Here is a 20,326-nt window from a genome sequence, read left to right on the forward strand (position 1 = left end):
AGGTGGTTTCGCATTCTCGTTCGACTTCTAAGGAAGGCCGGAATACAGGCCAGTCCGCCGATGTCCTTTCTTGGAGCGAGAAAATGAGTTCGTCCCCGGTTTCACAGCGCCATCCATTAAATCGTGCCTTGCAAGGTGCGATGTTGGGTTTGATCGTCAGCAGCTACGCATTGCCATCGCTGGCGCAAACGTCGGGCGCTGACCACAGCAATCAAGTCAAGCAGTGGAACATCGCTGCCGGCCCACTGGCGCCAGCGCTTGATCGCTTTGCGCGTGAGGCTGGCGTCAGTCTTTCCTTCGACGCGTCGACTGTTGCGAACCGCACCACCGCTGGCGTGAATGGCTCGCTCGATACCTCGGCAGCGCTGTCATCGTTGCTGCAGGGGAGCGAATTGCAGATCGAACAGCAAGGCCCGAACGCCTACCTGTTGGTCCCTCAAGCCAAGACCGCCGGCCCGCTGGAACTCGACGCAACGGACGTCGAGGACTACCGCCTTGCACCCCTCATCATCAATGCCAAGGTCAGGGTCAGTGCCGACGACGACGCCAACTCGGTGGTCGCCAAGGAGCTCTGGGTTGGCGGCAAGGTGGCAACCAGCATTCTCAATACCCCGGCATCGGTATCGGTTGTTACCAACAAGGAAATGGAACAACGTAGCGTCAGTACCACGGAAGAGGCGCTGCAATACACGCCGGGCGTGATCACGGACTTCTATGGGACGGATGACCGCAACGACTATTTCCAGATCCGCGGCTTCCAGGCCACCACTTACCGTGACGGCTTGACCCTGAGTTCGATGCGCGGCGTACGCGAAGATCCATTCGCTTACGAGCGTATCGAAATTCTGCGTGGCGCCAACTCCACGCTGTTTGGCCCCGCGGACCCGGGCGGCTCGGTGAATTTCGTGACCAAACAGCCGCGCTTCGAGCAGTTTGGCCAAGGCTATGTGACCTACGGTTCGTTTGACCATGTCGAGACGGGCATCGATGTCGGGGATGCGCTGAACGACGAGAAAACCCTGGCTGGCCGCTTTACTGCCAAAGGCCAAAACAGCGACCGCGAATACGACCACTCTCAGGACGACAACCAGTTGTTCATGGGGGGGCTCACCTGGGCACCGACGGATTACACGTCGGCGACGATGATTCTGGACTACCTGAAAACCGAAAGTTCGCCAAACAGTGGTGGCTATCCGCTGGACAAGGAATACGACCGCAGCAAGTTTTATGGCGAGCCCAGCTACAACTTTCACGATGTCGAGCGCACCAGCCTCAGCGGCAACGTCACCCATGACTTCGACAACGGCTTCGTACTGCGCAGCAATCTGCGCTACAGCAAGTTGACCGATGATTTTGGCTACGTATATCTGAGCGACAGCGCTGCACGGGTCGGTACCACCGTTGACCGCTATCAGTTTGGAACGGACACCGAAGCCGACCAGTTCAACGGCAATCTGATGCTGCAATACGATGCCCGCTTCGAGAACATCGACAGCAGCAGCCTGGTGGGCGTGGAGTACCTCGATTCGACCACCAAGGAAAGCTCGGTCTACGCTCCGACGACCTCGATTGACATTGCCAACCCCGTGTTTACTGGCGTTTCACGCTCAATCGCGCCGTATGCCGTGAACAAGCGAGACGCGACCACCAAGGCCGTATTCCTGCAGCAAAACCTGTCGTTCTACGAGCGTTTCATCGTCACCGGCGGTGTGCGCAACGACTCGATGGACCTGACCAGCAAAGGTCTGGAGTCCACGGAGAAAGACACCTTCTCCGAAACCTCCTACCGAGGTGCGTTGACCTATATCGTCAACGATGAAGTGTCCACCTATGTGAGCATGGTCGAATCCGTCTCGCCGCCGCAGGTTGGCGTCACACCGCAGACGGGCAGGCAGTACGAGATAGGCGTGAAGTATGCGCCGATGGGGATGGACGCACTGTTCTCCGCAGCCGTTTATGACCTGACCCAGGAAAACGTCACCATCGCCGTGGTGCTGCCGAGCGGCATTATTGAGCAACAGACAGTGGGCGAGTCGCGGGCGCGTGGCCTCGACCTGGAGGCCAAGGCGCAGGTGACGCAGAACCTCAGCCTGATCGGTGGTTACTCCTATATGGAGTCCGAGGTACAGCGCGGTTCGTTGTACGACGGCAGCTCCCTGAAGGGTAATGAATTCGCCACCGCACCCAAGCACTCAGCTTCGCTTTGGAGTTATTACGACGTGCCTGCCACTGATGTCAGCGTTGGCTTGGGTGCGCGCTACGTCGGCTCTTACTACTTCGATGCCGCCAACTCCGGCAAAAGCGATGGCACCACGCTGTTCGACGCCGCGTTCAACTACAAGATCGCCAAGGGCACCGACCTTGCGGTGAACCTCAGCAACCTGCTGGATGAGCAGCACGTGGTCGGTTCCGGCACCGCCAACTTCTACAACCCGGGTCGCGAGATTACCGCCAAAGTGAGTTACAAGTGGTAAGCAGACGTGTAGACCTTTTTCCCAGATAGGAAGCGGTGCCCGCTTTACTGCGGGCACCGTCAACCTGGCCAACATCTGTGAGATGAAAAGCAAGGGTATTCGATTTTCATTCCCAACCAGCCCCACACCCTCAAGCCTGATCCATCGCCGCCGCCACGCCCTGATCCTCACCCAGAAACCCACCACTCTGATGCTGCCAGAGCCGTGCATAAATGCCGTTTCTGTTGAGCAATTCAGTGTGCGTCCCCTGTTCGATAATCCGTCCCTCGTCCATGACAATCAGTCGATCCATCGCCGCAATCGTCGACAGCCGATGGGCGATGGCGATCACGGTTTTGCCCTGCATCATTTCATCGAGACTTTCCTGAATGGCCACTTCGACTTCCGAGTCCAGCGCACTGGTGGCTTCGTCGAGCAGCAGGATTGGCGCGTTCTTCAACATCACCCGGGCAATGGCGATGCGTTGGCGCTGGCCGCCGGAGAGCTTGATGCCGCGCTCACCGACCAGGGTGTCGTAGCCGCTGTGGCCTTGCTTGTCGCTGAGTTGGCTGATGAAACCGTCGGCTTGTGCATTGGCGGCGGCGCGGCGGATGTCTTCGTCGGTGGCGTCCGGGCGGCCGTAGGCGATGTTGTCGCGTATCGAGCGGTGCAGCAGCGACGTGTCCTGGGTGACCATGCCGATCGCGCTGCGCAGACTGTCTTGCGTCACGTGCGCGATGTTTTGCCCGTCGATACGGATCTCACCGCTGTCGACATCGTAAAAGCGCAGTAGCAGATTGATCAAAGTCGATTTGCCCGCGCCGGAACGGCCGACCAGACCGATCTTTTCGCCGGGGCGAATGTGCAGGCTCAAGTTGTCGAGGACCTGGCGTTCGCCGTTGTAGTTGAAATTCACCTTGTCAAAAGACACCGCGCCGCCAGCCGGCACCAACACAGTGGCGTTCGGCGCGTCCTGCACTTTGGGACCACGGGTGAGGGTGGCCATGCCGTCCTGCACGGTGCCGATGTTTTCGAACAGCGACGTCATCTGCCACATGATCCAGTGCGACATGCCGTTGATGCGCAACGCCATGGCGGTAATCGCCGCCACCGCGCCGGTGCCGACCTGGCCAAGATGCCACAGCCACAGGGCATAGCCGCCGGCACCGATAATCAGCCCGACCACCAGTGCCTGGTTGACGATTTCGAACTGGCTGACCAGACGCATCTGGCGAAAACCAGTGAGCTTGAAATCCTCCATGGCGGCGCGTGCGAAGTGCGCTTCACGCTTGGAGTGCGAGAACAGTTTCACCGTGGTGATGTTGGTGTAGGCGTCGGCAATGCGCCCGGTCATCGATGATCGAGCATCGGCCTGTTCCTGGCCGACCTTCCCCAAGCGCGGCACAAAATAAACCATGGCCAGCCCGAATAATGCGAGCCAGGCAATGAACGGCAGCATGAGTTTCAGGGCGAAGCCGCCAGCCAGGGCGATGATCGCAATGAAGTAAACGCCAATGCCCGGTGCGATTTCGATCAGCGTGAACAAGACTTCGCGCACGGCCAGCGCGGTCTGCATGACCTTGGTCGTGACCCGCCCGGAGAACTCATCGGAGAAGAACGAAAGGCTTTGCCGCAGCATCAGTCGATGGAAGTCCCAGCGCAGCCGCAACGGTAAATTGATCGCCAGGATCTGGTGCTGAACCATGGTGCGCAGCGCCACCAGCCCGATGCTGATAAACAACACAATGCCGATGCCCCACAGCACGCGACTTTCCTGCGCGTTGACACCGCCGCCGGCCTGCCACGTCGAGAGCAGATCGACGACCTGGCCGAGAAAGGAAAACAGCCAGGCTTCGTAGATTGAAACACCGGCACTGAGCAGCGCCAGCGCGAGGATATAACCGCGTGCGCCGCGCGTGCAGGCCCACAGGAACCGCATCAGGCCGACGGGCGGAGGTGGTGCTTCGTCGGGAGGGAATGGGTCGAGCCGTTGTTCAAACACGCGCAGCATTGTGGTCTCCGAAATCATCAGGGTTAGGGGATTCTGCCATTGAATGACGGACTTGAGGGTTTGCATGTCACTGACTTGTCCCCACCAAGTGTCATTGCCAGGGATCACTGCGGTGCAGCACACCACGGATTTCGGGGGCATGCCGATCAGCTAAGCTGTCTGCTCAAACGACTTGAGCAGCGCACGATGCAGCGAACAAATCCGGTTTCATGTTGGGAGTCGATGGGCAAAGGAAATGTTTAATTTCTTTTTGACGTTGCTGTTCGTGCTGATCCCCACGGCGTCGCTGTCACTCGACAGTTATCTTCGCTACCGGGTGGCAAAGAGCAAACCGGTGAGCAAGGCGTGGAAGGCTTGCAATCATGTTCTTTCAATCATGCTGATCATGCAGTTGCTGGGTTTGGCGCTGTACTTCTTTTACCTCGCCTAAGCCTCAACGTTTACGCCAGTTCGTCAGGCACCTTAACGGCCTCGACACGCGCCGAAATCCACTTCCGACTGTAGGCCAGTACGCCTTGAGCGATGGCCGTGGGAAAGTGGATAAAACCGTGGGGCGAGGAGGGCAGCAGGTACATCTCGACCGGCGCCGATTGCGCCCAGCGCCTGGCGATGTCGAGGGTGTCGTCGCGCAGTGGATCGAGTTCGCCGGCAAACAGCAGCGCCCGTGGGAAGCCGCTGAAGTCGCCGTACAGCGGAGAGAGTGGTGGCTGACGGCGCTGCTCGTCAGTCAACTCGGGTGTGAGCAGACGTAGCGCCTCGACCATGCCGGGGCCGTCCAGCACCAGGGTGTCCGCCGGCGCGTTGCGTACGCTTGGCGTTCCGGTGAGGTCGTAGACACCGTAATACAGCAGTGCGCCGCGGATGCGTTGCAGTAAATCGGGCCATTGTTTCAGCGCCAGCAAGGTCGCAGCCGCCAGATGACCGCCCGCCGATTCACCGACCACTACAACAGGCAGACCGGCAAATTCGGCATCACTCAATACTCCGCGCGTAGCGTTGAGGCAGTCTTGCAGCAGACCTTCAATTGGCGTTGAAACCGCTAATCGATAGTCGACCGAAACCACCGTCACTTCGCAGGTATTGACGATGGCCGCGTTGAAGTTATCGTCCATCTGCGCATTGCCGATCACCCAGCCGCCGCCGTGAAAATCCAGCACCACGCCTTTCGCCGGGCCCTTGGGGCGGATGATCCGCACGGGCACTTTACCGATCAGTTGGCGCTCAGCAGTCAGGCCAAATTTGCGCAACACGCCGGAGCCGCCGATCTGGCTGACACGCAACAGCGCTTGAATCAAGCGTGGCGTCAGGCGGTTGCGGATCTTGAAACGCGGCAGCCAGGCGAGTTTGCGGTTGAAGGCGCGCACCTGCGCCAATTCACGCTCGCCCTGCGGCCACGGCGCTTCACTACCCCAATTGGCATCGGTCATCAGCGGTTCTTGATCAGAATGGAAAAATTCAACGCAGCGGCAACGCACAGCCACGCCAGATAGGGAAACAGGATCAAGCCAGTGATCAAATCCAGTTGTATCGCCAGCACCACCATCGCCGCGACCACCAGCCACAACACGGTGAGAATCACCATCGCCGCCAGCACCTGATGCGCGCCGAAGAACACCGGCGTCCACAGTGTGTTCAACGCAATCTGCGCTGCCCATAACGCCAGCACAGTCTGGCTGCCGGGGATCAGGCTCAAGCGATAACCGGCCCACGCCAGCAGTAGATAGATAATCGTCCAGGCCACCGGGAACGCCCAGTTAGGCGGGGTGAACCCGGGTTTGTTCAGCCCTTCGTACCACGGCCCCGGCTTGAACATGACACCAGTGGTTGCCGCTGCTGCGCAGGCCAGAAGAAAAATGAAGAAGGTCATCGCCAGTCCTTGGCTGAAATCAGCCGGTTGGGGTTTAAGAAAGGGACGCCCCGGCGAGCGAAAAGTTTGCCATGAATTCCGGATTGGTCTGAGGAGTGATTCAATTTGAACTAAAAACTGACCACTGCGTCAGGATAATCAGTTGCCTTTTTCTACTGACGCGGATGACATCATGTACACCTATCACATCAAATATCGATTCAACGGAGAGCCTCGGACTTTTCTGCTTGAACTCAAAGAACAGCAGTTGGCCGTCCACGAAGCCGCGATGCATCTGCTGGAGTTACATCTGGGCGACGCGGAAAACGGCCTGCTCATGCCCACCGCAGATTCGACACCCGAGCAGATCCTCGAACATGCCGAGCGAGTAGGGATAACGGACATCAATGTGGTCAATCAAACCAACTGACACCGATCCTTGTGGGAGCGAGCCTGCTCGCGAAAGCGCAGTGTCATCCTGCACATCGGTTGGCTGACACACCGCTATCGCGAGCAGGCTCACTCCTACAGTGGTTCTGCCGCTTGGTCACAACCTCTTTTGCATGATGATCGTGCGTTCGGCTCCGTGATATTCATCCCGAATCCTGTCGAACCCAAGCGATCGGTAAAAACCTTCAGCCGTGATCGAAGAGGGCACATGCAGCTTGGTGAAACCCTGGCTGACAGCGACCGACTCAAGCTTTTCCATCAGCCGCTTGCCCAGCCCTTTGCCCTGCCACGCAGGCTCGACAAACACGCTGCGCACAACGTCCTGATCAAGACTGGCGGTTGCCACGACGCGCTGATTGAAGGTCGCCACATAAACCTGACGGCTGACCATCAATGCCAGAATCGCCTGCGGTGAAAAGTTGCGCTGCACTTGGTCGATGATTTGCGCTGAATAGTTGCGTCCATTGGACTCATGCAAAGTCCTCACGATGAGTTCACTGATCACCGCCGCATCGTCGCGGGTTGCCGTTCTAATCTGAAAGTCCATTTTCGTTAATCCCTGAGACATTACCTTCTGGCGGATGGACAGATCACGCACCCCACGGCCCATTCGCGCAGCCATTTCCGTTCAAAGCGAAACTGTCATATTCAGTATCACTTGCCTACCCATAGTGACCAGCCCAACGCTTAAACAATGAGGCTGCACTGTGTTTCAACGTCTGCTGTGTTCGCTGTCCGTACTGAGCCTGTCCATCGCCGCCGCCCATGCTGCCGAGTCTGTAACGCTCGACACGCCGCGCCTGCAGGGCATGGACAATTTCCGCGATGTCGCCGGCACCACCATCGCGTATTCCACCGCCCACGACGGTACCATGCGCGCTGGCGTGTTCTACCGCGCCAACGCGATAACCCCGACGGCGTCTGACCTGTCGACCCTCAACAGCCTTGGCATCAAAGCCGTCTACGACCTGCGCACCCCCAGCGAAATTGCCGCCACCCCTGACACAATGATCAGCGGCGCGACCTGGCAGAACATCGACATCATCGGCAGCACCACCTCTGGCTCGAACATCAGCAACATCTCCTTCAAAAGCGCCGCCGACGCCATCGCCATGATGGAGCAGACCAATCGCGCGTTCGTCAGCGATGCTGGCATGCGCGGCCAGTTCAACAAACTGTTCAACGAACTGGCCAGCACCGACGGCGCACAACTGTTCCATTGCACCGCCGGCAAGGACCGCACCGGCTGGACCGCCGCTGTGTTGCAGAGCATCGCCGGTGTCGGCAATGCGACCATCATGGCCAATTATCTGGCGACCAACGACTACACCGCCGCCCGCGTCGCCGCCACGTTGAAAGCCATGCCGCCAAGCATGGCCACCGTCTACGAGCCACTGCTCGGTGTCCAGGCCAGCTACCTGCAAGCCGGCTTCGACGAGGTCGCTGCGCAATACGGCAGCATGGACAACTACCTCAAACAAGGTCTCGGCCTGTCGCAGGAAACCATCTACGTCCTGCGCGGCAAACTGGTCGAATACAACAGCCTGCCGGGTCAGGCCGGGCTGATCGGCAACGCCGCCACCGGCGCCGAATTGCTCCGCGAATTGCAGAACACCAACCTGTCCGGCACCTACAGCGCCTACAACTACTACCTGCAATCGGCCATCGATGCCGGCACCCTCGGCGGTGTTGAAACGCAGGTCGGCGGCCAAGTCCACGCCGACGCCGCCAGCTACCTACTGCGCCAAAACGCAATGATCGAACAAGCCGCCGCGCCATTCGCCAGCGGCACTGACCTCAAGGTCGGCCAATATCGCCTCTGGACCACCGCGCTCGCCAGCTACCTCGGCACCGACGGCTCGGCCCACGCCGAGAGCAGCAATGAGCACAGCCAAGGCCTGATGGTCGGCATCACCCAGCGCTTCAGCGAACAACTCAGCGCACGCGGTGGCTTCGGCTACAGCAAAGGCACTGTTGGCGGCGCGGGTGGTGAAGCCGACACCGACTTCACCTTCCTCAACGTCGGCGCCCGCTACGGCTTCACCAGCCTCGAACAAGGCCTGTTCGTCGACGCCAACGCCAGCGCCGGCTACATCGACTACGACAGCAAACGCGACCTCGGCGGCGGCCTCGGCACCGCGAAAGGCAACAGCCACGGCAACCTCACCGGCGCCACTGTCGCCCTCGGCTACCGCGCCCCGGTCAACGGCATGACTTTCGAACCAAGCCTTGGTTTGCGCGTCAGCCACCTCGACCTCAGCGGCTTCAAAGAGAAGGGCAGCGAACTGGCACTCGACGTCGACGACAACAGCGCCACCCGCCGCAGCGCCGTCGCCAACCTCAACGTTGCCTTCGCCCCGGTGGCGATGGGCGCATGGCAACTGGTGCCGGGCGTACAAGTCGGTTACGAACGCACACTGGGCGACAACCAGGTCGACAGCCAAAGCCACCTGCTCGGCCTCGACATCGAACAACGCGCCGCCTTCGACAACCGCGACCAATTTAGCGGCGGCGTCAACCTCATGGCCAGCCTCGGCGCCCTGAGCCTGGGCGCAGAAATCGGCGCCAATGGCGGCGGCGACAGCCACGGCTTCAACGGCGGCCTCAAGGCCAGCTACGCCTTCTAAAACACACGCGGGATCAAGGATGACCCCCAATCCAACAAACACCCCAAAACCCAATGTGGGAGCGAGCCTGCTCGCGAAAGCGCCAGATCAGCCAACAGCAACATCGACTGACCCACCGCATTCGCGAGCAAGCTCGCCCCCACAGTTAGCTTTCCAACTTACGAACCGATCAACCGCGCCCCCGCAAATCCGCCGGACTCACCCCATAAGCCCCCTGAAAATACCGACAAAAGCGCCCCACATTGCTGAATCCCAACCGCAACGCCACCTCCGTCACCGACCCCAAACCCCGCTGCTTCAACACCTCATAAGCCCGCTCCAGCCGCACCTGCCGCTGATACGCCACAATCGACATCCCGACAAACCGCCGAAACCCCTCCTGCAACGCGCGCTGACTGACATGGCTCAACCGCGCCAGATCCACACCACTGACCAACTGCTCCGGATGCGCCTGAATAAACTCCACCGCCAACTTCACATGCCGTGGCGCAACCATCGCCGTCGGCCGCCGCAACGCCTCGGAAAAGTTATGCGGCCACGCCTCCAGCACCGCATCAATCAACATCTCGCGCAACCGCGACGGCATCAACGTCCCGCTGTTGATCAACAAATCAAACTCCGTCCCCGTGGCCAGATCGATCAACGCCTTGATCCCCTGAAACGCTGCCGAATTCAGATCCACGCTCGGCTCAAAAACGATCTTCTGCAGAATCGGTTTATCCAACAGCGCCGATAACCGCTCGGTGAGCTGAAGACGATTGATCGACATCCCGTGATGCGCGTGATCATCCAGAAAGTGCATCGAACGGATATCCGCCTTATCGATCGCCAGCCCCACGTGCGACATACCGATAGACTCGGTGGCATGGTTGAAAACAATCTTGCCAGCAGTGGGAATGACGAACGTGATCTCATCCTGTGGATCGGGGAAAGCGACGGTGAAATCACCGTGATAATGCATCCGCCGAAAACTCACGCCATCGTGCCGACCGTAGACCCCGCCAATGATGATGTTCGACGGCAGCGGCGGATTGTCGGCATAACGATTGCCAAACAATCTGGAAAACAGTGCACCGAAGTCGTCCGAACGGAGATTGTCGGAGCGCAGGATGATTTGCTGGCGAACGGGAGTCGGAAACACCTTGGCGGCACCTTCGTTTGGGGGCTCTAGGACTGGGGTGTAGGGCAGGGCGCCGAGGAGATTAGCAGAGGCAATATGACGGGTTTGTGACAGTCAGAAACATGCCGTTACAGCGCCGCGCCATGTTTAAGCGAAGGACACTCGGCAGGCCATGGCCAACATGGCAACCTGCTCGCAACTGTACTCAGCAAACAAATAGCGGCGATGCACTCAGCGTTTGGCCCTGTTTGACACGACCTGAAAGCATTCAAGTTAATTGGAGCGGCAATGCAAGCCAACACACAAACACTCCCCATCACCCTGACCCCAGAACTCGACTTCGACCAAAACGCCGCCAGCGCTTTCGGCGAATCGCTGACCCGCGAATACACCCAGGCCACGCCATTCCCGCACATCGTCATCGACAACTTCCTGCAAGCAGACGTCATCGCCAGCATCCGCGAACACTTCCCGGTCGAACCGACCAACAACGAACAGACCTACGAACGCGGCTACAAAGGCCAACTCAAACGCCAGATCAGCCCCAACGCCTGCAGCCCGTACCTGAAAAACGTGTTCAACACCTTCAACTCCGCGCCCATGCTGGAATTCCTCGAAAAACTCACCGGCATCCAAGGCCTGATCCCCGACCCTTATTTCGCCGGCGGCGGCCTGCACGAAACCAAAACCGGCGGCTTCCTCGGCGTGCACTCGGATTTTCGGCTGAACAAAAAGCTCAACGTTGAACGGCGGCTGAACGTGATCATTTACCTGACCGAGGACTGGCAGGAGGCGTACGGCGGCAACCTGGAGCTTTGGGATGTGGGGATGAGGAAGTGCCTGAAGAAGGTGCTGCCGGTTTATAACCGGTGTGTGATTTTCAATACGGATAAGGACAGCAATCACGGGCATCCGGAGCCGTTGACTACGCCGGAGCACATCACTCGGCGGTCGATTGCGCTTTATTACTACACGGCGAGTGGGGTGGGCGGGGAGCCGGGGCAGAGGAATAAAACGCACTATAAGCCGCGGCCGAAGGATCGGTGGAGTTTGAGGTATTACTTGAATAAGGTGTTTAAGAAGAGGGATTAAGGTGACATAGGGCGGAAATAATTAGGCTTTCTTTTATTAAATCGCTTTTTTGAAACTATGAGGATGATTGCAGGCAGCTTGGGATCTGAAATGCTTCGGGCGAGGGCCATCGGTAAAAAAGTTGAGCTAGAAGAGAACTCACAAGGGCAGAGATGGTGGGTGTGCCTCCTGCTGTCGGGGCGGTTAGCAGAAAAGAAAATTCGCAGGCGTTTACTTGCAAAGCCAGCCGGGACGCCTAGGCTGGATAGCTAATCGCCAGTACGCGATTGAGGTGTGGGCAGACTGCTATCCGTGCGGTCACGACCCTCGATATTTAAGTGAGCGCCGCCAGCCTGGCTCTGCTTCCTGCATGGGTACGAAGAATGATCGAGTCGATTAGCCTTTCTAATATCGCCACCTACAGCCCCGATAAATCCGAAGAAATCGTTGACCTAAAACCAATAAATTTCTTCTACGGAGCAAACGGCGCGGGCAAGACCACGATCAGCCGGTTAATCGGGAATCCCGCCATTTCGGTACATTCTCAAATCAAGTGGCTGAGGAGCATCCAGATCCCAGCAATGATCTACAACAATGATTTTATTACCTCTAACTTTACTGACTCGAAAGAACTTCAAGGTGTTTTCACGCTTGGGAAGGCAGAGCAAAACCAGCTTGATCGCTTGGCGTTACTCAAGGATGAAAAAAAGCGCCACGAACAGATTAAGACGAAGTCAACCATTCTTCTTGACGGTGAGGATGGTAAAACAGGAAAGAATGCCGAACTTGTCTCTTTAGAGGCAAAACTGGTCGTTCGGTGCTGGGAGCAAAAAACAAAACATGACGAGCTTTTCAAGGGTGCTTTCTCCGGTTTGAGAAACAATAAAGAGGCGTTCAAAGCTAGGGTTCTGAAAGAGTATGCGAGTAATACTTCGCCATTGGTCGACTTGGCCGACCTGCAAGCACGAGCCTTGGTGCTATATGGTGAAGAACCTTCGATAATTTCTTCTGTTCCAAATTTGGACTTGGGACGGTTAATTGTGTTTGAAGATAGTCCGGTTTTAATAAAGAAGGTAATTGGTAAAGACGATGTCAGTATCTCAGCTATTATTCAGAGGTTGGGTAATAGCGACTGGGTTCTGCAGGGTGTGAAGTTTCTGGAGCATACAGACGAAAAGTGTCCGTTTTGCCAACAGAATATCCCCCATGATTTCGAAAAAAATCTTACTGACTATTTTGATGAAACCTTTGAAGCTGATTCCAGAGCAGTTGCGGCTTTGCGCTCGAGCTATTTTCAGATTGCTGAAGAGATATTGGTTCAGGCCCGTGCTTTATTGACTTTTGATTGCACTCATCTTGATAAAGAAAGGCTCAGTCTTGAGATTAAATCGCTTGAAGCTGTGATCCTTGTCAACAAGGATAGAGTGGATAAAAAACTTTCCAATCCGAGCTCTGAGGTTGTACTAGAGGGACTGGGGGGATTCGGGATGATTTAACATTGATTGTCGATGCTGCCAATGTGAAAGTTTCTGAGCACAATCGTCTTGTAGCGAGCTTCACAGCTGAACAAAGCAAACTCACTGGAGAAGTGTGGAAGTACATCGTTGAAACTGAGCTTAAAAGTACGTTAACCGACTACTCGTCCGCGAAGGATAGTTTGCAAAAGTCCATTGTTGGCATCGCTTTAAGTCGGGACAAGGCACAGGATAATATCAGCGCTGCTGAGGTCGAGATTGACAAGATTGAAACAGAACTGACAAGTGTGAAGCCGACAGTAATTGCAATAAATAAAATCCTAAGAAATTTCGGGTTTCGTAGTTTTTCACTCGATCCGGCCTGCTTAGGTAACTCCTACAGGCTAATCCGAAGTGATGGTAAAGACGCCAAGCAAACTCTTAGCGAAGGAGAAAAAACCTTTGTAACGTTCCTTTATTTCTACCATCTGCTTAGAGGCAGTACCACGGCGTCAGGCATTACGAGTGATCGGATTGTAGTTATTGATGACCCAGTTTCAAGTCTCGATAGTGATGTGCTTTTTATTGTCAGTAGTCTGATTAAAGAGTTGTTTTCGGAGGTCAGAAAAAAGAGCAGTCATCTCAAACAGATTTTTGTGTTGACCCATAACGTCCATTTTCACAAAGAAATAACTTACGATCAAAGGAGGAAGTCAGAGGCCTCTCTCAGTGATGAAACCTTCTGGATCGTCCGCAAACCTGGAAATTACTCTATAGTCGAATTTCATCCGAGCAACCCCATCAGAACGTCCTATCAATTGCTTTGGGCAGAGTTGAAGAAAACTCCTGTTCCAGCGCTTACGTTACAAAACACCATGCGAAGGATTTTGGAGAATTATTTCAAAATCTTGGGGGGTGTCGATACTTACGTTCTAGTCGAAAAATTTGAAGGTATCGAAAAAGTACAGTGTCAGTCCTTAATTAGCTGGGTCAATGACGGTTCCCACTACGCTCCTGATGAGCTATATGTGGCTATCGGTGAAAACATGGCAGCCAACTATATGAGGATTTTCTTTAAGATCTTCAAGGCCGCTCAGCATGACGCACACTACAAAATGATGATGGGCGATGATTATGTAGATCTAGATCCGGATGAACTTTCGGAAGATGCTCAAGATGGCATTAGCATAAATGGCGATGGTGATTTTGTCGTTAGCACTGCTGATGCCCAAGTCCTACCCATACTCGTCCCGGTCTTATCCGATATCCCTGCCGACGAACAGGTTTCTATATCGAATGCTCCTGTATCGGTTGGGAGCAATCCAAAGATTGATCCTGATATACCCTTCTGAATACTATGAAGATTCGAGAAAAGAGGTGAAGCTACTTTCAGAAATAGGCCTCACCTTTCATGGAGCTACGTGGAGCTACGTGGAGCTACGTGGAGCTACATGGAGCTAAAAGGGCCAGACCACCATAATCTAAAATGGTCTGGCGATATTCCCAAGTGGTTGATAATTAGAAATGTGTTCGCCGGCGGGGGCGGGGGCGGGGGCGAAGCGGTTGCGAGTTAATTGGATAAAGGACGGATGGGGTTTTTGTATTGCGGCATCTTCTGAGTGAACCACAACTGATCAAGATCCTAGCGGCACTTTCAGAGCCATTCAACGACTTCCCGGTCGAGTATGATTTTGTCGCGGATAAGGTAAGAGGCGTCGACCCTGACGTCCTTTACGAAATCCTTTATTCAGAGGTCGCGCCGGTGTGTTTCACCAATCTTGTGGCCGCTGTACCTCCGGTGTGGACAGGCTTTGACCCCGAAACTCTCAGAGAGTCGATTGAGGAAAGGTTGGCTGCGAGAGAGCGTAATTGGTTTCGTCGACAGTTCGACAAGGTGCTGGTGCGTTGGCTGGAATACAACTACGCCTACATCTGGAAGGAGATCGCCAGCAGACTGTAGTTTGCAGAGCAAGATGGGTTCACATCGTCAATATATCGATGCAAAGCATAATTAAGAGGCGGTCCTGTTCCGAATTTTCCTTATTTCATCTGTGTCTATTTTTTGGTGTTATCGCTCTGCGCACGTTTCGATGTCGGCTTGGGTGGTTATCTCTGAGTCGATGCCTAATCTGTATTTACAATAATCGATAATGTCTTGTCGCTGCTCGTTCGTGAGTTTTTCTATACGTCGATAATTTCCGTCATTCGCATGAATGTTGAAAAACTGCATTCGAAAGGTCGGATGCTTTTTGATGAAATATATTCGAGTGATTTCGCTGCCTGAAACTTCGTTATAGAAGCCTGTATTCAGAATAAGCAAAAGCGAAATTAGAAAAGCGAACATCAAATATCTCATACCGGCCTTGGCTTGAGTGGTGGTAATCATTCTGTCTTCGTGCGTATGTCTGATCAACCTCCATGACGACATCCAAGCCGTCATGGAGGAATTTTCTTTACTCCGTCGGCACTACGTTATCCAACGCCCGATTCACCGCCAACTCCCCAAGCATTACCACCTGTGCAATGCCTTGCAGTGTCTTGCGCGCCGGTCCGTGAACCAGACCGATCACATCCCCAAGCATCACCGAAGCCGAGCCCAGCGACTCGCTGGCATTCACCAGCAATTCCTCAGTCTTGGTGTTCGGGTTGGCGATAAACATCGTGTTGGTTTGGTACGGGGTGAGCATGATTTCCGGGGCAGGGCCGAGGTAGTGGGAGAGGGCGCGGTCGACGGCTTCGTTGAATTTCTTTGCGTCTGGGGATTCGTCGCCCGCGATCGGGTCGGTTTCTGGCGGATTCGGTGTGATCTTGAACATGATGTAACTCCCTTGTGTCGCTTAAAAGGAGCCATCACCCACTCGCTACCAAACGATGGGTGGCGGCCATGCACAGGTTGGTAGACCGGGACACAGGGAAAACCGGCGCGCTCGAAAGCGCCCTGCGCATGACCACCATAAAAGCCAGGCGAAGACTTTCGCCAATAGTGGAATTGCGCACCTTGTATACACGGGCTACCAAACCCGATCACTGCTATTCAGTGACCGAACCACAATAGAACCCGCATCCAAGGCGCACAAGCCGGCGGATTCTGGCGTAGTCGTAGGCAACGGCGCAAGGCGTTGTAGGTTGGGATGACGTAACTTGGGGTGTCTTTAAACAAAGTCCGGGAATTGCTTCAACAGGGCAGTTCGAGCTGTTTTTGCGATGTCTTTGTGGACTGGAGGAGCGGGAGCCGTTTCGCGATCCATCGGGGGCAAGCTCTCTCGCTACAGGGGGGAGTTAATTCGCCAGCGAAATCAGCGTGTCGATCACATTGATCGGCACATAAATCAGCGTAATCGCCGCATACGCTTTACGCGACCGAGCCATAAACGCGCCAATTGGCAACACAATCATGATCACATCCAGCAACCCCCAAAGCGCCACCGGCGATGCCTCAAACAACGTGACATTGACGATCAGCCCCAGGCACAGATACGTGGACAGCGACAGCAATGCATAGCGCCCATCCTGCTCGAAATACACGCGCAATCCGTTCTGCTCATCCTCACTGCGGCTCGGCAGCAGCAACGCGGCCGTGACGAACAGCGACAATGTCAGCATCACCAACAATAGAAATTCGAGAAACGAGAAGCTCTGTTTCACCGCCGACAGTGCGTTGACGCCCACCAGAATTGCAGCTGCATGGTAAACAGCATCACCGCCCAGACCAGTGCCACCCAGTCGGGCTTGGCGACGCGGCGGATGCGGAACACCGTTAATGCGCCGAGCAGGAGGCGGGTGACGGAGAGCCCGAGGATCATCGAGAGAACGGTGGCGACGATTGGGAAGTTGTTCATCTTGCCTCTCGTGAACTCGGTTTTGGCTGTCAGGGTGTTTGGGCAGACTAGGTGCGGCGGGTAGGACCGTCAAACGTGGCAGTGCGGTCGGGTTGGCAGAAAACGGCTGTAGAGCCTTGCTGCGCGGAGGTAATGGATTAGGATGCCCGAAGGCTGGAATGGATCTTCTCGACTAAGGATGTGTGGTTTATGGAATCTGCTTTTTCGCAAGTCATCGAGCGTTTGCAAAACCGTCGGTTTTCCGTGGCGAATAACGCTCAGGGCTTGTCCGATGCACGCACGGTGTTTCACTACTTCGTCGAAGGCGCGGCGGTTTGGGGGACTTATGCGGGTGGCCATATTCGCATGGGTAACCAGGTCGGGCGGGTGACCGGGCCTGACAGTATCGAGCTGCTTTATCAATGCATCACCACCGATGGCGAGATCCGCGCGGGTTGGTCGCGGGGCGTGGTGGGAGTTGATGAGGCGGGGCGGACGACGTTGCGGTTTGTGTGGGGGTGGTTGTCGGGGGCCGAGGGTGGTGGGGAGTCGAATTATGTTGAGGTGGTCGCGTAACCGTCCGGTTTTTAGCTACGCGAGCCTTTCAATCACCGCAAAACCCAATTAAGTCTGACTCACCGCCGCCACATCCCATGTCCGCATCACCTGCGTAATCGCCGCATCAATGCTCTCAATCGGCGTGTCATCCCGAGCAAGGATGGAAATCCCCTGCAGGAAACTGTCGAACACCGTCGCCATGGCAGCTGCGTTCGTGTCGTCCGCTAACAACCCTTCACTCACACCACGCTCGACACACGCCACAATCCCTGCGCGGGTTCGGGCGCGGGAGTGGGTGAGGGCTTGAGCGACGTGGGCGTTTTCCCGGCTCGGGGCGCTCATGACGCCGAGGGTGACCATGCAACCTTTGGGGTGGCCGTCGTCGCATTGCATGCGGGCCGACTGGCGCAGCGCGGTTTCGATGGCTTGGCGTGGCGGCAGGCTTTCGTCCCACAGGCATTCGGTGACTTGGGCGAAGGTCGCGAGGTAACGCTGCACGCATTCGTCGAACAGGGCTTCTTTGGAGCCGAACGCGGCGTAGAAGCTGGGGGCGGAGATGCCGCCGCCCAGTTCAGCCTTCAACAGTGAAAGGGACGTCGAATCGTAGCCGTGTTGCCAGAACAATTGCATGGCCTGGTCGACGGCGTCGTCGCGATCGAATGCGCGGGGGCGGCCGGTTCTGGCCATAGCTGAAACTCCTCGGAAAGTGATTTGGATACTAGTCGATACATAAGTCGTTGACAACGGGCCTCGGCTGCCGCCAGTATTTTATATCGATCGGTACGCAAGTCTGAATTTCCAAACTCAAGGAGTTTCCCGTGACACCCTCAATGACTCTATCGGCAGCGCCGAAAAGCCTGCCCATTGGCGCCTTGCTGGCGCTGGCCATGACCGGTTTTATCTGCATCGTCACCGAAACCTTGCCCGCCGGGCTGTTGCCGCTGATCAGCGACGGCTTGGCGATTTCGCCTTCGATGGCCGGGCAGATGGTCACCGCGTATGCGCTGGGCTCGGTGCTGGCGGTGATTCCGATGACCATCGCCACGCGCGGCTGGCGTCGGCGCAATGTGTTGTTGCTGACCATCGTTGGTTTTCTGCTGTTCAACTCGATCACGGCGCTGTCGTCGCACTATGGTGTGACGCTGGTGGCGCGTTTCTTCGCCGGAGTGGCGGCAGGCTTGGCGTGGAGTCTGTTGGCTGGTTATGCGCGGCGGATGGTCGAGCCGGATCAACAGGGCAAAGCGCTGGCACTGGCCATGGTCGGTACGCCGATTGCCTTGTCACTGGGCGTGCCGCTCGGCACTTGGCTGGGAGGGCTGGTCGGTTGGCGCACGACGTTCGGGTTGATGTCGGCCCTGACTTTGATGCTGATCGTTTGGGTGTTGGTGAAAGTGCCGGATTATCCACCACAGCCTGCGCATCAGCGTCTGTCGTTGCGCCGCGTGTTGACCACGCCGGGTGTGCGGCCGGTGCTGGCGGTGGTGATCAGCTGGATGCTGGCGCACAACATTCTCTACACCTACATCGCGCCGTTTGTGGCTCCGGCGGGGTTGGTGGATCGTGTAGATCTGGTGTTGTTGGTGTTTGGTCTCGCAGCGTTGGCGGGGATCTGGCTGACGGCCAAATTGGTTGAGCCGCTGTTGCGCAAGACCGTTCTGGTGAGTCTGGCCACGTTTGCACTGGTGTGCGTAGGGTTCGGCTTTTACGGACGGGTGCCGGAGGTGATTTATCTGGGCGTGTTGGTGTGGGGATTGAGTTTTGGCGGTGCGGCGACGCTGTTGCAGACGGCTCTGGCGGATGCGGCGGGGGATGGCGCGGACGTGGCGTTGTCGTTGAATGTGGTGGCGTGGAATAGCGCGATTGCGGGCAGCGGCGTGGTCGGCGGGGTGCTGCTGGATCGATGGGGTGTTGCCGCTTTCCCATGGGCGATGGCGGTGTTGGTGGCGGTGGGTTTTGTGATTGCCTGGAGTGCTCGAGCGCATGGGTTCAGAGCTGGGCCGCGTGGGGCGGAAGCGGCGGCCGTGGTTGGGCACTGAAGGTTTTTCAACGCAGCTCATTTTTTGAAGTGCGCAAGAAGTTGCGCAGTGACTTTCTTTTTTTCTCGGGTGAATGCCCTGTAGCCCACGTCGTTATTGGCCTCCAGCCAAGTGCGCAACTTCTTGCACACCACTGCGCAAGAAGTTGCGCACTTCTCTTGGTTTTTCATCGGTTTAGTGTCAAGAAAAGTGAATCGATGGCCGCAAAGCCTTGATCTGTATGGGTTGCATAAAAGCTGGTATGAACGTTGATGGCGCATGGCCATCCTTTCAGGCAATGGTGCCTGAGAGGTATGTCTTTCAAGCAAGGAGAGCATCCCCATGGCAACACCAGCGTACATGTCCGTCACTGGCGAAAAACAAGGCCTGATCACTGCCGGCGCGTTCACCGCCGACTCCGTAGGCAACACCTACCAGGAAGGCCACGAAGACCAGGTCATGGTTCAGGCTTTCACCCACGACGTGATCATCCCGCGTGACCCACAATCCGGTCAGCCAACCGGTCAGCGCGTGCACAAGCCAGTTGTGATCACCAAGGTCTACGACAAGGCTTCGCCTCTGCTGCAAGCTGCTCTGACCTCCGGCGAGCGCATGAGCGAAATCGTTATCCAGTGGTTCCGTACTTCTGCTCAAGGCACCCAAGAGCACTACTACACCACCAAACTGGAAGACGCGATCATCGTCGCCATCAACAACAAAATGCACAACTGCCAGGATCCAGGCAACTCGCACTTCACCCACCTGGAAGAAGTGCAGTTCACCTACCGTAAAATCACCTGGACCCACGAAGTATCCGGTACTTCGGGTTCCGATGACTGGCGTGCTCCAGTCGTTTAATTACGGCTGATGGTTGTACCGCCCCGACCGGCATGACCGGTTGGG

19 protein-coding genes and 1 pseudogene are annotated in these 20,326 nt (G+C 56.3%); 11 read left to right on the plus strand and 9 right to left on the minus strand.

What is annotated here, in order from left to right; all coding sequences use genetic code 11:
- The first annotated feature begins 83 nt into the window (after positions 1-83).
- The gene (locus PspR84_RS13255; protein ID WP_160057601.1) at positions 84-2,474 is read left to right on the plus strand and encodes a TonB-dependent siderophore receptor; all 2,391 of its coding nucleotides are present in this window, start codon (positions 84-86) and stop codon (positions 2,472-2,474) included.
- Between the two features lie 130 nt (positions 2,475-2,604).
- Here PspR84_RS13255 and PspR84_RS13260 read toward each other — a convergent pair whose 3' ends face one another.
- Positions 2,605-4,464 (minus strand): ABC transporter ATP-binding protein, encoded by a 1,860-nt coding sequence (locus tag PspR84_RS13260; protein ID WP_160057602.1) that lies wholly within the window; start codon positions 4,462-4,464, stop codon positions 2,605-2,607.
- A 235-nt stretch (positions 4,465-4,699) separates the two neighbouring features.
- Between PspR84_RS13260 and PspR84_RS13265 the strand changes: the two genes are divergently transcribed.
- A complete protein-coding gene (locus PspR84_RS13265; protein WP_160057603.1) occupies positions 4,700-4,894 on the plus strand; it encodes a hypothetical protein in 195 nt (64 codons plus the stop codon).
- 10 nt (positions 4,895-4,904) lie between these two features.
- Here the strand turns inward: PspR84_RS13265 and PspR84_RS13270 are convergent, their stop codons facing one another.
- Both PspR84_RS13270 and PspR84_RS13275 read right to left on the minus strand, forming a co-directional pair.
- Positions 4,905-5,891: an alpha/beta hydrolase gene (locus PspR84_RS13270; protein WP_160057604.1), complete on the minus strand. Its 987-nt coding sequence runs from the start codon at positions 5,889-5,891 to the stop codon at positions 4,905-4,907.
- Positions 5,891-6,331 carry a TspO/MBR family protein gene (locus PspR84_RS13275; protein WP_007916213.1) on the minus strand — a complete coding sequence of 147 codons (441 nt, stop codon included), beginning with the start codon at positions 6,329-6,331 and terminating at the stop codon, positions 5,891-5,893. The genes PspR84_RS13270 and PspR84_RS13275 overlap by 1 nt, the downstream gene beginning before the upstream one ends.
- A gap of 172 nt (positions 6,332-6,503) precedes the next feature.
- Between PspR84_RS13275 and PspR84_RS13280 the strand changes: the two genes are divergently transcribed.
- Complete coding sequence (locus PspR84_RS13280) at positions 6,504-6,740, plus strand: hypothetical protein (RefSeq protein ID WP_174244448.1); 237 nt, start codon at positions 6,504-6,506, stop codon at positions 6,738-6,740.
- A gap of 117 nt (positions 6,741-6,857) precedes the next feature.
- Here the strand turns inward: PspR84_RS13280 and PspR84_RS13285 are convergent, their stop codons facing one another.
- The gene (locus tag PspR84_RS13285) at positions 6,858-7,307 is read right to left on the minus strand and encodes a GNAT family N-acetyltransferase (protein WP_160060082.1); all 450 of its coding nucleotides are present in this window, start codon (positions 7,305-7,307) and stop codon (positions 6,858-6,860) included.
- A 160-nt stretch (positions 7,308-7,467) separates the two neighbouring features.
- On the opposite strand from PspR84_RS13285, the gene PspR84_RS13290 reads away from it, so the two are divergent.
- On the plus strand, positions 7,468-9,387 hold the full coding sequence (locus PspR84_RS13290; protein ID WP_160057606.1) for a tyrosine-protein phosphatase: 1,920 nt from the start codon (positions 7,468-7,470) through the stop codon (positions 9,385-9,387).
- Positions 9,388-9,556: 169 nt separating this feature from the next.
- On the opposite strand, the gene PspR84_RS13295 is transcribed toward PspR84_RS13290, so the two are convergent.
- On the minus strand, positions 9,557-10,528 hold the full coding sequence (locus PspR84_RS13295; RefSeq protein WP_160057607.1) for an AraC family transcriptional regulator: 972 nt from the start codon (positions 10,526-10,528) through the stop codon (positions 9,557-9,559).
- 267 nt (positions 10,529-10,795) lie between these two features.
- Between PspR84_RS13295 and PspR84_RS13300 the strand changes: the two genes are divergently transcribed.
- The 4 genes from PspR84_RS13300 (at position 10,796) to PspR84_RS13310 (ending at position 14,992) form a co-directional block, all read left to right on the plus strand.
- Complete coding sequence (locus PspR84_RS13300) at positions 10,796-11,599, plus strand: 2OG-Fe(II) oxygenase (protein ID WP_160057608.1); 804 nt, start codon at positions 10,796-10,798, stop codon at positions 11,597-11,599.
- A 317-nt stretch (positions 11,600-11,916) separates the two neighbouring features.
- Complete coding sequence (locus tag PspR84_RS29780) at positions 11,917-13,074, plus strand: AAA family ATPase (protein ID WP_275113772.1); 1,158 nt, start codon at positions 11,917-11,919, stop codon at positions 13,072-13,074.
- 2 nt (positions 13,075-13,076) lie between these two features.
- Positions 13,077-14,384: an AAA family ATPase gene (locus PspR84_RS29785; protein ID WP_275113773.1), complete on the plus strand. Its 1,308-nt coding sequence runs from the start codon at positions 13,077-13,079 to the stop codon at positions 14,382-14,384.
- A 251-nt stretch (positions 14,385-14,635) separates the two neighbouring features.
- Positions 14,636-14,992: a hypothetical protein gene (locus PspR84_RS13310; protein ID WP_160057609.1), complete on the plus strand. Its 357-nt coding sequence runs from the start codon at positions 14,636-14,638 to the stop codon at positions 14,990-14,992.
- Between the two features lie 108 nt (positions 14,993-15,100).
- Here the strand turns inward: PspR84_RS13310 and PspR84_RS13315 are convergent, their stop codons facing one another.
- The 3 genes and pseudogenes from PspR84_RS13315 to PspR84_RS13325 form a co-directional block, all read right to left on the minus strand.
- On the minus strand, positions 15,101-15,418 hold the full coding sequence (locus tag PspR84_RS13315) for a hypothetical protein (RefSeq protein ID WP_238785264.1): 318 nt from the start codon (positions 15,416-15,418) through the stop codon (positions 15,101-15,103).
- Between the two features lie 67 nt (positions 15,419-15,485).
- Entirely contained in the window at positions 15,486-15,848 is a 363-nt protein-coding gene (locus PspR84_RS13320) for a DUF6124 family protein (protein WP_160057610.1), read from the minus strand.
- A gap of 463 nt (positions 15,849-16,311) precedes the next feature.
- A pseudogene (locus PspR84_RS13325) lies at positions 16,312-16,871 on the minus strand (hypothetical protein).
- Positions 16,872-17,060: 189 nt separating this feature from the next.
- Here PspR84_RS13325 and PspR84_RS13330 point away from each other — a divergent pair.
- Positions 17,061-17,426 (plus strand): hypothetical protein, encoded by a 366-nt coding sequence (locus PspR84_RS13330; protein WP_160057611.1) that lies wholly within the window; start codon positions 17,061-17,063, stop codon positions 17,424-17,426.
- A gap of 48 nt (positions 17,427-17,474) precedes the next feature.
- Here PspR84_RS13330 and PspR84_RS13335 read toward each other — a convergent pair whose 3' ends face one another.
- Complete coding sequence (locus tag PspR84_RS13335; protein WP_160057612.1) at positions 17,475-18,095, minus strand: TetR/AcrR family transcriptional regulator; 621 nt, start codon at positions 18,093-18,095, stop codon at positions 17,475-17,477.
- A 131-nt stretch (positions 18,096-18,226) separates the two neighbouring features.
- On the opposite strand from PspR84_RS13335, the gene PspR84_RS13340 reads away from it, so the two are divergent.
- Positions 18,227-19,444 carry an MFS transporter gene (locus tag PspR84_RS13340; RefSeq protein WP_160057613.1) on the plus strand — a complete coding sequence of 406 codons (1,218 nt, stop codon included), beginning with the start codon at positions 18,227-18,229 and terminating at the stop codon, positions 19,442-19,444.
- Between the two features lie 321 nt (positions 19,445-19,765).
- Entirely contained in the window at positions 19,766-20,281 is a 516-nt protein-coding gene (locus PspR84_RS13345) for an Hcp family type VI secretion system effector (protein ID WP_123593248.1), read from the plus strand.
- Positions 20,282-20,326: the final 45 nt, after the last annotated feature.

Source organism: Pseudomonas sp. R84, from assembly GCF_009834515.1.
Classification (GTDB): Bacteria; Pseudomonadota; Gammaproteobacteria; order Pseudomonadales; family Pseudomonadaceae; genus Aquipseudomonas.

Excerpts from the sequence above, each read along its gene's own strand:
- PspR84_RS13280 (WP_174244448.1), top strand. The coding sequence starts at position 6,504 with ATGTACACCTATCACATCAAATATCGATTCAACGGAGAGCCTCGGACT.
- PspR84_RS13255 (WP_160057601.1), top strand. The coding sequence starts at position 84 with ATGAGTTCGTCCCCGGTTTCACAGCGCCATCCATTAAATCGTGCCTTG.
- PspR84_RS13285 (WP_160060082.1), bottom strand. The coding sequence starts at position 7,307 with ATGGACTTTCAGATTAGAACGGCAACCCGCGACGATGCGGCGGTGATC.
- PspR84_RS13260 (WP_160057602.1), bottom strand. The coding sequence starts at position 4,464 with ATGCTGCGCGTGTTTGAACAACGGCTCGACCCATTCCCTCCCGACGAA.
- PspR84_RS13270 (WP_160057604.1), bottom strand. The coding sequence starts at position 5,891 with ATGACCGATGCCAATTGGGGTAGTGAAGCGCCGTGGCCGCAGGGCGAG.
- PspR84_RS13315 (WP_238785264.1), bottom strand. The coding sequence starts at position 15,418 with ATGATTACCACCACTCAAGCCAAGGCCGGTATGAGATATTTGATGTTC.
- PspR84_RS13345 (WP_123593248.1), top strand. The coding sequence starts at position 19,766 with ATGGCAACACCAGCGTACATGTCCGTCACTGGCGAAAAACAAGGCCTG.
- PspR84_RS13320 (WP_160057610.1), bottom strand. The coding sequence starts at position 15,848 with ATGTTCAAGATCACACCGAATCCGCCAGAAACCGACCCGATCGCGGGC.
- PspR84_RS13300 (WP_160057608.1), top strand. The coding sequence starts at position 10,796 with ATGCAAGCCAACACACAAACACTCCCCATCACCCTGACCCCAGAACTC.
- PspR84_RS13265 (WP_160057603.1), top strand. The coding sequence starts at position 4,700 with ATGTTTAATTTCTTTTTGACGTTGCTGTTCGTGCTGATCCCCACGGCG.
- PspR84_RS13275 (WP_007916213.1), bottom strand. The coding sequence starts at position 6,331 with ATGACCTTCTTCATTTTTCTTCTGGCCTGCGCAGCAGCGGCAACCACT.
- PspR84_RS13335 (WP_160057612.1), bottom strand. The coding sequence starts at position 18,095 with ATGGCCAGAACCGGCCGCCCCCGCGCATTCGATCGCGACGACGCCGTC.
- PspR84_RS13330 (WP_160057611.1), top strand. The coding sequence starts at position 17,061 with ATGGAATCTGCTTTTTCGCAAGTCATCGAGCGTTTGCAAAACCGTCGG.